Source organism: Phyllobacterium sp. A18/5-2, assembly GCF_025452215.1.
In the GTDB taxonomy this organism is placed as follows: Bacteria; Pseudomonadota; Alphaproteobacteria; order Rhizobiales; family Rhizobiaceae; genus Phyllobacterium; species Phyllobacterium sophorae.
The window spans coordinates 1,146,264-1,159,957 of sequence record NZ_CP104967.1 but is presented as its reverse complement, the minus strand read 5'-3'; the positions used below and the strand labels follow the sequence as shown (position 1 = coordinate 1,159,957).

8 protein-coding genes and 2 pseudogenes are annotated in these 13,694 nt (G+C 56.3%); 5 read left to right on the top strand and 5 right to left on the bottom strand.

Going from position 1 to position 13,694, the window contains the following annotated elements:
* Positions 1 to 264: 264 nt before the first annotated feature.
* The 5 genes and pseudogenes from N8E89_RS24255 to N8E89_RS24235 form a co-directional block, all read right to left on the bottom strand.
* A complete protein-coding gene (locus N8E89_RS24255; RefSeq protein ID WP_262262375.1) occupies positions 265 to 1,092 on the bottom strand; it encodes a glycoside hydrolase family 16 protein in 828 nt (275 codons plus the stop codon).
* Between the two features lie 51 nt (positions 1,093 to 1,143).
* Complete coding sequence (locus N8E89_RS24250) at positions 1,144 to 2,622, bottom strand: oligosaccharide flippase family protein (protein WP_262262374.1); 1,479 nt, start codon at positions 2,620 to 2,622, stop codon at positions 1,144 to 1,146.
* A gap of 246 nt (positions 2,623 to 2,868) precedes the next feature.
* A pseudogene (locus N8E89_RS24245) lies at positions 2,869 to 4,112 on the bottom strand (glycosyltransferase family 4 protein).
* Between the two features lie 11 nt (positions 4,113 to 4,123).
* Positions 4,124 to 5,497 (bottom strand): glycosyltransferase family 4 protein, encoded by a 1,374-nt coding sequence (locus N8E89_RS24240; protein WP_262262373.1) that lies wholly within the window; start codon positions 5,495 to 5,497, stop codon positions 4,124 to 4,126.
* 250 nt (positions 5,498 to 5,747) lie between these two features.
* Positions 5,748 to 6,475: pseudogene (locus N8E89_RS24235) on the bottom strand (Crp/Fnr family transcriptional regulator).
* 422 nt (positions 6,476 to 6,897) lie between these two features.
* On the opposite strand from N8E89_RS24235, the gene N8E89_RS24230 reads away from it, so the two are divergent.
* From N8E89_RS24230 to N8E89_RS24210, 5 genes are all read left to right on the top strand, one after another.
* Entirely contained in the window at positions 6,898 to 7,581 is a 684-nt protein-coding gene (locus tag N8E89_RS24230) for a sugar transferase (protein WP_410010463.1), read from the top strand.
* Between the two features lie 122 nt (positions 7,582 to 7,703).
* Positions 7,704 to 9,533: a GNVR domain-containing protein gene (locus tag N8E89_RS24225; RefSeq protein ID WP_262262371.1), complete on the top strand. Its 1,830-nt coding sequence runs from the start codon at positions 7,704 to 7,706 to the stop codon at positions 9,531 to 9,533.
* Positions 9,530 to 10,537, top strand: a complete 1,008-nt coding sequence (locus tag N8E89_RS24220) for a glycosyltransferase family 2 protein (protein ID WP_410010412.1) — start codon at positions 9,530 to 9,532, stop codon at positions 10,535 to 10,537. Before N8E89_RS24225 ends, N8E89_RS24220 begins: the two co-directional genes overlap by 4 nt.
* A 158-nt stretch (positions 10,538 to 10,695) precedes the next feature.
* Positions 10,696 to 12,018, top strand: a complete 1,323-nt coding sequence (locus tag N8E89_RS24215) for a polysaccharide biosynthesis/export family protein (protein ID WP_262262370.1) — start codon at positions 10,696 to 10,698, stop codon at positions 12,016 to 12,018.
* 135 nt (positions 12,019 to 12,153) lie between these two features.
* The gene (locus N8E89_RS24210; protein WP_262262369.1) at positions 12,154 to 13,605 is read left to right on the top strand and encodes a hypothetical protein; all 1,452 of its coding nucleotides are present in this window, start codon (positions 12,154 to 12,156) and stop codon (positions 13,603 to 13,605) included.
* The last annotated feature ends 89 nt before the right edge of the window (positions 13,606 to 13,694 follow it).

Sequence of the window (13,694 nt, the reverse complement as noted above, 5' to 3'; positions counted from 1 at the left end):
CTCGCTGATATTCAATCGGGAGAACCCAACGCCGCCTCGTTCGGCGCGGAAATCGTGGCTGCCTCGGGTGGGGCACACGGTGGAAGGAGCAGGTGCGCCTTTCAAAATCGGTACCATCCATACCAAACAATTGCTGCACCGTAATCAGACTTTGGTCTGATTACGGTGCAGCAAAAGTCTTATCCTTGAATGGACCACAACCAAGGGAGGAACAGTACAACCGAAGCTATGCAGGTCGGGTCTACCGGGGTGAGAAATGGTCGTTCAGTCATTGGCACGAGCCGGCTTTTGCTGGTAGACGTGAATGTAGTCGACGAGCAAAAAGGACGGGTTCGGCGTTTCATCGATCGGCCAGCCTGATCCGAGAGCAAGATTTACCAAGGGATAGAACGGCATGTGAAACTCCTTCGGCGTCTGGAAACTCCATATGGATTTGCGATCAAGGTAAATGGTCGTCCTCTCCGGAGTGATCTCCACACCGTAGGTATGGTATTCGTTGCTCAAGGTTCCGTCCTCAACCGTGGTCCATTTGCCGTCTGTGGAATTTTCGCCACCTTGGCTCGCACGCCAGATATGATAGCCGCTACTGAATTCCCACGGCACCCGGCCGTAGTATTCCACTACATCGATCTCTGCGGTGTACTTCGAGCGGTCGACCCCGATCAGCCAAAAGGCTGGCCAGACTCCTTTACCGGGGGGCAACTTCATCCGTGCCTCGAAGTATCCGAATTCTTGCGAGAATCCCTGCCCTTTCGCGTTCGTCGACGCCAAGAGGCCCGAACGCCAGGTTCCATCGGCTCCCTTACGCGCCTCGATGCGCAAGATCCCTCCCTCGACGGTGAAGGGAAACCCCTCGGTCGGGTCGGTAAAACGTGCGTCACCAAAATCTCCGTTCCAGGGTGTGTGGGCAATCCACCGCGAGCCGTTCTCCCCCCAGGCCGAGACATCCAGCTTGTCGAAGTTCTCCTCGAACGTCATGTGGAACCCGTCAATATTGATCTGCCCTTGAGCCCAGCAGGGCTGGTGCAGTAATCCTGCCAAACCAAAGACAATGAGCATAATGAATCTCTTAGCAAATGGGGAGCAATGCATTCTGCTTCTCCGGAAATGTGACACCAAACCTCGAACTATTCTGAATTTCAATCACGAGGTGAGAGCCCTGTTTCGTGGTAAGATCTTCTGAACGATGATGGTCTCGAGGCCATCGGGCCTACCGACGGCTTGCCAAATCAACAGTGCAAATACCCAGAAGATTGCGAGCGCAGCCCCGCCGCAGAACATCAAACTCACGATGAGGTTTAGGCCAGGGGGCAAGATCGTCAGCATCGGTTGCACGCACAGTAGGAAACCAATCATCGGCAAGCTTGCGGCCAATGGCCTAAAAAAGGCCCTGAGTTGGGCGCCGAACGTTGCGCCGATCAACCAGCGGGTGATGAGGAGCGATGCGGCATAGGCGACAAGGACCGCCACAATACGCGCGGCAAGTGCCCCCGCTAGTCCGAAATAGATGATTCCCAAGACCGTCACCGGAAATCTGATGACGAACTCCACGAACATTCTGAGGGCGACATAGCGGGTGTTATCCAGGACCATTGCCAGCGCCGGCATCATGGTTGAGGGAAGACCGATGAGACTGACTAGACACAGCCATTGGAGAATCGGGGCGGCAAAAGCCCATTTCTCGCCGACGATGACGCGAACGATTTGCTCGGCAAGAAGGGCGAGGATCAGAAGGATCGGGGCTGCAACCAAGGTGATCGCGTTTGTCGCCTTTAGATACGCGGTTAGCAGCTTGCGATGGTCGCCGACACTGGAGTACGCCGCCATCAGGGGACGCATCAGCGGTCCTACAAAAGTCTGGTGCGGAATTCCGGCGAGGTTATCTGCCACACTGAAAGCACCGAACGTCGACAGGCTCGTGAAGCGGGGAAGCAAGAGTCGATCCAGTTGCCAGTTGATTGAGTTCAATATTTGGGAAACCGTGTTCCAACCAATCATGTCCTGAAAGTGCTTCCACTCCGAAAGGGTCAGGGTCGGTCGCATGGGCGCGAGGAGATAAGAGCTTATCGCCGCAGCAAATGGGCCCGCGACCGCTCCAACCGCCAGTGCCCAGTAACTGCCAGTCGTTAGCGCCGCCCCTACCCCGAACAGGAGCGTCGATCCCTTGGCAATGATATCGAGCGCGAACTCCCTTTTGAAATCAAAGCGTTGCATGAAGAGAACCATGCGCGGACTGATCAGGCTGCGCATGGCGGGCGCTAGGGAGAGAACGGCAACGAGTAAGACAAGCCGAGAATCGTCGTAGATAAGGGCCGTCGGCCAAGCGAGGATCACCATCAAGAGGCTGATTGCCCCTCCGCGAAGGACGCTCAGAGTGAACGCTGTGTCAAACATCCGATCTGAAGGGGACGGCTGACGCATCAGGGCTTGAGTCAGTGGGAGATCCAGGATTGCCTCGACAATGACTAGCATCGAGGTCGCGATGGCGACCAGGCCAAAATCTTCGGGCTTCAGAATCCTTGCCAGAGCCAGAAGGCTTACGAAATCGAGCGTTCGTGCAAGGAATTTTCCACTTATGGTCCAGATACTGGCCGTAGTTGTACTTTGCGATACGCTTGACACGGTTTATTCCTCGAAAGGTTGAGACCAATTGAGCCGAGGGAGGAAGGATGGATGACGGCTGCGCCGTGCGACTCTCGCTAAGTTCGGCTCGACGAGATGTCTCGACGGCTCTGATCCTTTCCATTCCGTCAGGGAGCCGTGCCGCGCGCTCCACCGATCTTTCCATTTGCCGCACGGTTCCGAATGCCGTCCAGTGAGGCGGCTCAGGATGCCCACAGCGCCTCTAGTATTGTCCGCGCAGCCCATTCAACTTGACCATTCGCGTAGAGAGCCGGCGCATCGTTCATTATGCCTGGACATCTGGCGCTCAATGAGGGCGGTCAGCCGCTCCCGGAACACCTCGGAGGAGAATTTCTCGGCATGGTCGTGGATCGTCTCCGGATCGAAATTATCCTCGATCTCCTCGAACGCCATCATCGCTTCCAGAAGCGCGTCCTTGCTCTGCGGCGCGAAGCGAAACCCCACATGAGGCGAACAAACTGTCTCCCGTGCGCCCCCGGCGTCGAAAGCCAAAACGGGCCGACCCGACGCCATAGCTTCTACTGGCAGAATGCCGAAATCCTCCGTGCCGGGAAACAGCAAAGCGCGGCATCGCGACAGATGATCGCGCAAAACAGGAAAGGGCTGGTGGCCGAGGAATTGAACCCTGGGTCCGGCAATCGACTTGAGATAGGCTGCCTGCTCTCCTTCGCCAATCACGACCAGTTTCCGGTCGGCCTCGGTGCAGGCTTGAACGGCAATGTCCGGCCGTTTGTAAGCCGTCAACTGCCCCGCATAGAGATAGAACTCACCTCTGCCCCCCCGGATTGCAAAATCGTTGGTTGCAACCGGCGGATGGATCACAGCAGCATCACGATCATAGAAGCGTCGAATACGGCTCGCGACATAGTCGGAATTCGCCACGAAAACATCGACCCTCGAAGCGGTTGTCACATCCCATGCACGCAGCATGGGCGCAGTGACCGACATCAACGCTCGGCCCAGCCACGGAAGGCCGTGTCGATACACGTGGAACTGATCCCAAATATAGCGCATCGGTGAATGGCAGTAGCATATATGAAGGGCGTCAGCGCGAGTAATGACCCTTTGGCAGGTCCAGATCTGCTCGACAGCACGAGATCGTAGTCTTGCAGATCGAATTGTTCGAGCGCGAAGGGCATCAGCGGCAACATCTTCGCGTAATGCCGTTTCGCCCCGGGAATCTTCTGCAGAAAGGAGGTGCGGATATTTCGCGTCTTTAAAAGGTCGCTGATCCGATCCGGATTGCACACAAGGGTGAAGATGTCTGCCTGGGGAAACATGCGGCAAAGCTCTTCGACGACTTTCTCCCCGCCGCGCATCGACACGAGCCAATAATGCACGATGGCCACGCGAAGCTGCTTGTTCTCGCTCCGGTTGCGGGACTCGACGACGCGGCTTTTCACCACGAGCGGCGCATCTGCCAGAAATGGTATGGCTTCAGGAAGACGGGTTTTTGCTTCGAGGGTCAATCGCGAACTCCTCATGTAAGCACCGCATCCGAGGGTTTAGGCAACACACCTGTCGAAATCAGACTGTGGTATTGTGCGAGGAGCGCGTCGCGCCATTCTTCATGCGTTGACGCGAGATTCGGCGACAGCCGGAAAGCGCGCTCGCTCATCAAGCGAACTTCGCGTTTCGGCATCTTCCGGAATGTTGTCAACGTGTCGGCAAAGGCGCGCTCGTCCATCGTGTCGCAGGTTAGAGCCATCCCGGCCCCCTCCATCTCTTCCGCGAGAAAAGCGTTGCGGGACATGATAACCGGGATGCCACTCCCGGCCGCTTCAAGCGCGACAAGGCCGAACGGCTCAGGATAGCGCGATGGCATTAGCAGCGCGCTCGCGTGACGAATGGTCAGGCCAATCTCCGTATGCGACTGCCAGCCCAAGGCCCTCACGTGATCTCCAGATGCCACGACGCGCTCCTTCAGCGGCCCGTCCCCAATCACACAGAGCCTTCCGCCAGCTCTGCGCGTGGCGGCCACGGCGTCTTCGACGCCCTTCTCCTCGTCCAACCGTCCTATGAAGACGAATTCGTCGTTGGCTTCCGCCTCAACACGTTTGATGGACAGCGGAGAGATGGGATTTCGGATCGTCGTGAGGCGTTCGCGCTGATAGCCAGCACAAAGGAAGAAGCTCGCCATCTTCTCGTGCAGCAGGATAATTCTGCCGAAATCAGTCTGATTCTTCAAATGGCGGAACACATTGGAGCCGCGGGCTGCCCGCCACAACTTATGCGAATAGCTTCTCTTATCGCAGGCGGTCGCGATGCAACTCACTCCGAGCGGAGGCCGAAAACAGATCTCTTGTGCCTGATAGTCAAAAAAGGCTCCATTGGGGCAAGCCAAGAAGAAATCATGCGCATGAACCACACATCGTCTGGCGACGGGCATCAGTGCCTTGAATATCGCAGGAGAAAGAATCTTGGACCAGCCATGGACATGATAAGCTGTGTTTGGCGTGTCGTTTGCACGGACCCATGTCGCGATCATTCGAACGGCGAAGACATTGTAAATGCCCGCAACAAAGGCCTTTGCACGGCCGGCGTTGATCAGGTCGTGGCTGTTGAGCGGCACAATGGAAACCCCGAGTCCGGCGAGCTCCGCATTCGCGCCGTCGTCACCGCAAATGTAGGTTACCGGGATGTTGAGATCCCGAAATAGCTTTGCAGACAGTAGCGATAACGTTGTCGCGCCGCCTCTGGCCGACGTGTAATCATCGATGATCACTACCCGATCGATTGTTGAACCATATATGGCATTTCGTGGTGTCTTCTGGCACCTGCCGGACTGCCGCGGCAGCACGATCGCCTCGGCTGGCCGATTTCGATCAAGACTGTCTCGGCTCGCAGCGCTCATTGGGTTTCTCCAATCACAGGCTCATCGGAGGCCCGACGGGATGACTTCAAGTCGCGAAAACACAACGGAATGACCGCAAGTCGCGTAACCAGGTGCCACCAGGTCGCAAGCCTTTCTGTTAATCCTGACGTACCTCCCATAGTGTGACCGCCAAACTGAACACTACCCTTTATGAGCTGCTTCGATCTGTCGGGATAACGGTTCATACTTGCGCCAAATAGGACAGGGTCGGGAGTCATGGCGCACATCACTACACCGAAGCCGCGCCGTGGGCATACGCCTCCAACGCTTTGCGGTTGAGAATGTGAATCTTGCCTTGCTTTCCGTCGATCACTTTACGCGCCCGCATGTGCCGTAGACACTGATTCACCTTCTCTCGACACGCCGGAAGTGTTGCGGCCAACTCATGTTGCGAAATGACCAGTTCGTCAGGATTGCTGGTCTCCCTTGCGTAGACCATAGAGAGACGCAAGAGCGTGCTGGCCAACCGGGCCTGCAAGCAGGACCCGGCGTTTGCAATGATACGGAACTCGAGTTCCGAAACCCGCGCCAACGCCCTTGAAAAGAGTTGCGCCTGAAAGCGCGGATCATTGGCGCAGTTTTCACGCAACAAGCGGCCTTCGAAAAAATGCAGTTCGCAATCGGAACTGGCACGGTACTCAAGGTCCAAAATCTGCCCGTGCAAGACCTCGAGCTCGCCGATGAGGCCTGCTTTGGGAATAATCTCAACTATGAATTCCCTGCCGCCAGGCAAGATCGTCCTGGCGCTGACCAGCCCCGCTGCACGCGAGCAAACATGTCAGCGAAGACATCCACTCCCGTGATAGCCTCACCGCGGCGGAAGCTTCGAATGCTCGCCGCGCTAAAGGGGAATTCATCAACCGATCCAATGCCACTCCGGATAGTGCCCCCGACAATCGAACTGACTGCCTTGGCGACACTGACTTTGTAATCTTGTGTGTGCGTTGTTCCGTCCATGCGCATACCTCCGCAATAGCTGGATCGCCATAGTGCATGCTGCACCGCATCAGTTACATTGCTCTGTTAGAGCCAAGTATCTTTCCTTACACTACAAAGCATTTATTAATATACTTCCAGCTAATCCCAACGTGAAAAACAACTTTTTGCAACAGTCATTGAATTACCTCTGTATCTCCAACAGGGGCCCACTCCATCTAAACCGAATTATTTATCACATAGACCTTTAGAGCTAAACACCAACTGATTTTCAATCGTCTTCAGCTCTAAACATGCACTGCGTTGCCTTATTAACATGAATTTTTATTAGTGATTATGACCTTGGTCACAGACAACCCGATTGCAGTACATCAAACTTGGTGGGTTCTAACCGGATAAATCTGGGAGACGACCGATGACGTGGCAAGCACAGCGTGTTGAAGTTGGCAAGGCCTGGTCAAGCTGCCGCGAAGACTGCGAAAAGCGGTGACTTGCGAGCGTCCCGACCTTATCCGATCGGTAGATCGTCAAAGCGTGCGGTAGACCTCTTGATAGCGACCAGCGCTTTGGTCCTCCTCTCGCCACTTCTGCTGATCGTCGCAATTATCGTGAAGCTCGCGGATGGAGGCCCCGTCTTCTATTCCCATACTCGGGTTGGCCTTGGTGGTGTTGCCTTTGGATGTCTCAAGTTCCGCACGATGAAGACTGACACCAGCGCTCAGCTGGCGAATTTACTGCAAGCCAATCGGGCTGCAAGAATAGAATGGGAGGCAACTCGAAAGCTAAAGAACGATCCCAGGGTCACGGTCGTCGGCGAGATTCTCAGAAAATCTAGCATCGACGAGCTTCCGCAGCTGATCAATATCGTGCGCGGCGAAATGAGTGTCGTGGGTCCACGGCCAATCACCGCTGAGGAACTGCCCCTCTATGGGGAGTATATTTCGACCTACATGGCTGGTCGTCCGGGCCTGACGGGTGCCTGGCAGACAAGTGGACGCAATGATGTCAGCTACCAGCGACGGGTTTCTCTGGATGTTCAATACCTCCACAACTGGTCGCTAGCCCGGGATTTTGTCATCATGGCGAAGACTATTCCCGTCCTGTTTTCGCACCGTGGCTCGTACTAGCCAGGATCCGATGGAATGGTCTCTATCCGTGTCCTGAACCAAACGGCCCTTCTTCCTACCGCTTCAACTCAAGTTACGAGCATATGGCCGACCCTCGTTCCAGCCATTTGGAGTAGAATGGAATGACCACCAGTCACACCTTCAGCGGTGTTTCATCCATATCCCTGCCTGCCGCAACGACGGGTGGGAGTTCCCCGCTGACCCTGCGGGAGGTGCGATTTTTTCTGAGAATGCGCTGGCAGTGGATTGTCGCTACGACCAGCGCCTTTCTCGCAGTGGCCGGGTTCTATGTTCTAACCACAGAGCCGACTTTCGTCGCTAGTACTCAACTTTTGGTCTTTCCCCAGGTGAACGGTTCTGAATCGCAGCGGGCGTTCGCGGAAGACACATTTCTGGAGGCGCAATTGGAAATTGCCAAATCCAGCGATGTCTTCAGTGAGACCGCAAGTGCGCTGGATCTCGTCAGCGACCCTGCATTTGCGCACAACGCGCCATCGCTACTTGAAACGACCAAAGATTGGCTGATGGGGACTTTGCCACATCCTGCGGAGTCGGACGAAGTGACGGGAGCAGCGGTGCCAGAATCAGTAGCGGAAGGGACGGTACGGTCGCAACAGGTGGTTGGCACATCGCCAAATATAGTTACCGGCCAGTCCGCATCGCTTACAGAAATGCCGAATAGGTCCGACCGGGTCGTGGCCAGGTTGCGAAACATAGTAGCATTGCGTCGGATTGGGCGCTCGACAATCCTCGAGATATCGGCAGCCGCATCCAGCCCCAAGAAGGCGGTCGCCATTGCCGATACCATGGCCAAGGAATACATCCGAAAAAATATCTTAATGAAAGCCCAGGCCGCTCGGCAATATAGCGAGTGGTTGGAAAAATTCTTAATCGAGCAACAGCGCGGACTAACTGACGCTGCCAACGATTTAGCCTCATTCAAGAGCAACCCGCGTGATCAGTTTAAGCTGGTGGAATTGCAAAGTGCTGCGGCCGCCCGCCGCACTCTCTACGAAAATACCCTCACCCAGTTTACCGAGGCTAAGCAGCGCATATCCTATCCTGTATCCGATGCCACGATTGTATCGCCAGCCACGTCGCCACTTTCGAAGGCACGGCCCCGCAGCGGACTGATAGTTGCCTTTGCTACAGTGGTGGGAGCGAGTGCTGGAGTCATGCTTGCCATGATCCGGCACGCCGGCGACCGCCGCATCGTTCGCGCTCAACGGTTTGCAGAGGCGACTGGCTTGCCCTTCGTCACGTCATTGGGGAGATCAGAAAAGTCTCGGAATGGACGGACTGCCTGGTTCTTGGCAGCCGAGGCAGGCAGCGGCAGTACCGCCACCTATCCGATTATACCCGGCATGGCGGAATTGAGCACAATGATCGCGGGAGTTCGGCGAAAACGGAAGATGGTCATCATTGGGATCGTCGCCATCAATCCCGGGAGCGGAGCGTCGACAATAGCTTGCGAGCTTGCGGTTCTAACCGCCGAGTCGGGTTCTCGCACACTTCTGATCGATGCTGCTGCGGAGAAATCGTCCCTCAGCCGTTCGATTGCGCCTCACAGCTCGGTGGGTCTTATCGATGTTCTCGATAATGCACATCTGCTCGACGCGGCGGCGTTGCCCATCACCCCGACGCTGAAATTTCTTCCCCTCGGGAGAATGCGCGGGGTAACGCCGGCCATTCGCTTGAGCTCTCGACGCACGCAGTTGAATTTTGACGACCTGAAGAAAAACTATGATGCTGTATTCGTTGACATTTCTCCGATCTCAGAATCGCCGGATGCGAATGCGATCGCACCAGAGCTAGATGGTGTCCTCGTGGTCACTAGGCATGGACACACCTCAATTGACGAGGCCGTCAGGGTCATCGACGAGTTGCGCAATGTCGGCGTGGAGGTTCTCGGCGCCGTCATTAACAAAGCACCGCTGAGAATGCAGTCATGACCGAGGTTTTTTCACAGATCCCCAGCCAAGCGGCTCCATTTGAGACCATCGTGGCTGGAGCGGCGGTGCGGGCCGGCCGCGCGTTTAGGACTGCCATTGGCATCGCCTCGGCAGGTCGCCCTGCAACTTTGCTGGAAACGGTCGGATACCTTACTGGCTTGCAAAACCGCCCAGAACGGATCTTCGTCTGTGTGCCTGACGTTGAAGATGCCGCCGGCCTGGCTGATCTTCCCGGCGCGGAACTCATCATCGGTCCCCGAGGCTTGACTTGCCAGCGCAACAGAATTCTTCGGGCGGCGGTCCTGAATACGGATATTTTGATCTTTCTGGACGACGACTTCATTCCAGCCCCGAACTTCATACCACGTATGGAGGCAATCTTTGCGCGCGAACCAGACGTGACAATCGCCACCGGCGAGGTGCTAGCCGACGGCATCCTTGGCGGGGGCCTTACCATGTCCGACGCCCTGGAAGTGATCGCGGCCGTCGGCGAACGGACCGAGTTGGTGACGGAGGTCTATAACGCCTACGGATGCAACATGGTGGTCCGCCTTCAGGCCGTTAAAGAGCATGGCCTCGCCTTTGACGAACAGCTTCCACTTCATGGCTGGCTCGAGGATGTCGACTTCAGCAGATCCATCGCACGTTACGGAAGATCCGTCCGTGTCGCCGGGGCGTGCGGCGTTCATCTGGGCATCAAATCCGGTCGTCAGCCTGGTCGAAGGCTTGGCTATTCGCAGGTCGCCAATCCAGCGCACTTAATCAGGAAGGGCACAATGTCGAAGCCGCGAGCGATTGCACAAATTGGCCGCAACATCTCGGCGAACGCTGTTGGCGTGTTGCTCAGCGACCGCTCCATCGATCGATGGGGACGTTTTGGCGGCAACATGCTGGCACTTGCTGATCTTCTCAAGGGTCGCGCATCTCCATCCCGCATCCTCGAAATCGGCAATCCATCAAATCGCGAAATGTGTTCACCATCCAGCGCAACAAAGCGGAGGTAACAGACGCCATGCAGCGAATAACTTTGCTCGAGCTCAACAGGCAACCGTGTCGACACGCGAGACACAGCGACACAACGTCCTGGCTGGCAAATTCGATAATTCAGATTTTGTCTGACCGTCTCGCATTGGCCGGGCTTGTTTTGCTTGTGTTCGCTTGCATGACATACGCGACAGTGGCCCACGCCGAAATGTATACGCTCGTCACCGACGACAAGATAAAGTTGCGCGTTGTCGAATGGCGATCGTCCGATACAAAATACGCGGGTTGGGAAGCGCTCGAAGGGACATATGCTGTCGATGATACGGGCAATCTATCAATCCCGATCGCGGGTCAGATAAAGGCGACTGGCAAGACGACCGAGCAAATCGCCGACGCCATTGCCGGCGCAATAGCCGAGAAGGCCGAACTGCCGGGAAAACCATTTGTCGCAGTGGAGGTTGCCGAGCACGCGCCAATTTTCGTCACCGGAACCGTGCAGACACCGGGGCGCTATCCTTTCCAAGCGAACATGACCGTTATGAAGGCGGTGAGCATCGCAGGCGGTTTCCTGCGGGCAAGCGAGGGGAATGCGGCCTACTTCGAGCGCGATCGTATCCAAGCTGCTGGTGCCTATCGTACGGCCAGACTCGGTCGGCGTGACCTGTTAATGCAGCAGGCGCGACTGCGCGCCGAGATTGCCAGCGAACCCGACTTCGCGATTCCTGCTGAACTTGTGGGGACGCCAGGTGTGGAGAAATTGAAGGCGGAGGAGTTCAACCTGATGCGGCTGCGACGCGTCGAATCCGAGAGCCAGGTGGCAGCAGCCGATGATCTCAGCCGCCTCTATAGCCAGGAAATCCAGTCACTCGAAGCTAAGATCAGCTCGCAAACGCGACAGATCGCCCTTGCACAGGAAGAGCTGGACGCCGTAAAAAGCCTTGCGAGCAAAGGTTTATCGAACAATGCACGCCAATTTTCGCTGGATCGTGCGTTGGCGGACGCTCAAAGTGGCATGCTCGATCTGGAAATCGCCCTCACCAAGGCCCGTCAGGCCCTCAGTGACAGCGAGCGCGAAAAGGCCGGGATCATCAACAAGCAAAACGCCGAGAACCAGCAGCTGCTGAATGCGACGGAGCTGGCTATCGCCAAGGCGGCTGTCGAGATGCAGGTGGCGCAACTGCTTGGCGAGCACGCGGGCTATAGCGCTGAACTGGCCCATATTGGGACGGAAAGGACTAATCTGGGAAGGACACAAAAATCCTTCAAGATCGTGCGCCGCAGTGACGACGGAACCTATCGCAACTTTGAAGCGAATGAGACGACCGCCTTGATGCCGCACGATCTTATCGAGATCGGTGCCGACGCGGACGCTCAAGCGTCCTCTCTACTGCCGCAATCCCCGGCATCGCCAGCCCTGTCACCTAATCTAACCGGACAGGGTTCCTCACCCTCCCCACACAAGATCTCGAGCATGAGCGCAGGAGGCGGAGGCCATGATTGATGACGATAATTTCCGGCGGCGGGCGGCAATGACTTGGCTTTTCTGCTCGAGCTTCAGGGAAGCCGGCGAAGGGGGCCGATACCGACGTGCATTGCGGACCAGCCCTGCCGTTGCCGTTAAGATTGGGATGTGAGCATGAGAATAGAACCGATAGGCTATATTGTTCTCCTGTTAGGCGCGCTCAGTGTCGTCTACGGAGCGCGCTTTGCGATCAGGACATTTTGTTTGTCGACGCTTTTCGGAGCGGCGGCGGCACTCCAGCTGCCATCATTTGGGGGCGGTAGCATCCAACCTGGTCATCTTATGGTGCTTTTCCTTGTGGCGACCGCCTTGCTTCGCCCCATTGAAACCCAGGCGGCGTTGTTAAGCATTGCATATCCGAGCCCCGGCTTCTGGTTTGCCGTCTACATCCTATTTTCTGCCGTATCGGCTTTCTTTCTGCCCCGCATCTTTGCAGGGGCGACGCTCGTTTACTCGTCGGCCCGCGACATATCGGGAACAATGTCGACAGTGGCTTCTCCGCTGTCTCCGGGTTCGTCCAATTTCACGCAGGCCGTCTATATACTCGGCGACCTTGCCTGCTTTGCCGTCATCGGCGGGCTCGCTCGGCTCGGGCACTCTCACTCAATCGCTCGAACACTGATCTTGACGGCCATGGCATGCCTCGGCATCGCGCTTCTAGATGTTGGAACGTTTCTGACCGGCCAGTCCCACCTACTCGATTTCATCCGCAACGCTAACTACACAATGCACACGGCCGAGACCATTAGCGGCTTCAAACGCATAGTCGGTTCCTTTCCGGAAGCAAGCTCGTATGGATCCGCCGCATTGGCTTTCTTTTCGTTCACTTTACTGCTTTGGTTAGAACGCTTTCCAAGCCGCTTGGTGGGTCTGGCTACAGCATCTATCGGGATTACAATTGCGCTATGCACATCAACAACGGCATACATTGCTGGCCTGTTCGTTCTCTTAATCCTCGTGCTGTTCAGCCTGAAACGTCTGCTTGGTGGCCGGGCCACGGCCCCATATTCGACTTTCCTGGTGGTCGCCCTCTTCATTGTTCCCTGCACGGTCGTCACGCTCATGTTGATCCCAAATGCCTGGGATTCCGTCACGGACCTCATAAGCATCACCTTCGCAGACAAGCTCCAGTCTCAATCCGGGGAAGAACGCACCGCGTGGAATACTCTGGCGCTCATCTCATTCATTGAGACCGCCACTTTCGGCGCGGGGCTCGGCACAGTTCGGTCGTCGAGTTTCATTGCTGCATTGCTGTCCAATGTGGGATTGGTCGGCACTGCGCTTTTTGCCGTCTTCCTGTACAGCCTCTTGACAGCCGGCCGTCGGCACATATCAAGCTCTCAACAGGACCGGGCGATCGGAATTGCCGCAGTGTTTTCGTCGATTGCCCAGATCGCTTCGGCCACGATCTCTGGCAGCAGTACCGATCTGGGCTTGCTGTTCAGCATTACGGCGGGGCTGGCCACAGGTTGTTTGGCCGACCCAAACGGCGTGCCGCGGCATGCGACCGGCTCGTGTGTAAGTCCGCATGCGTTGGAGGCATCGCCGATGCTTACCGCCCGATGATGTTCCCTATTGCCAAGCTGGGTTCGTCAAGGATCGCAAAACATGATTGGTTGGCCGGCGAAAGTAATCCTGGAAAGCCAATTGGAACA

What these genes read in the sequence shown, in the direction of transcription:
- N8E89_RS24225 (WP_262262371.1), top strand. Translation starts at nt 7,704, where the DNA reads ATGACCACCAGTCACACCTTCAGCGGTGTTTCATCCATATCCCTGCCT.
- N8E89_RS24215 (WP_262262370.1), top strand. Translation starts at nt 10,696, where the DNA reads ATGACATACGCGACAGTGGCCCACGCCGAAATGTATACGCTCGTCACC.
- N8E89_RS24210 (WP_262262369.1), top strand. Translation starts at nt 12,154, where the DNA reads ATGAGAATAGAACCGATAGGCTATATTGTTCTCCTGTTAGGCGCGCTC.
- N8E89_RS24220 (WP_410010412.1), top strand. Translation starts at nt 9,530, where the DNA reads ATGACCGAGGTTTTTTCACAGATCCCCAGCCAAGCGGCTCCATTTGAG.
- N8E89_RS24240 (WP_262262373.1), bottom strand. Translation starts at nt 5,497, where the DNA reads ATGAGCGCTGCGAGCCGAGACAGTCTTGATCGAAATCGGCCAGCCGAG.
- N8E89_RS24255 (WP_262262375.1), bottom strand. Translation starts at nt 1,092, where the DNA reads ATGCATTGCTCCCCATTTGCTAAGAGATTCATTATGCTCATTGTCTTT.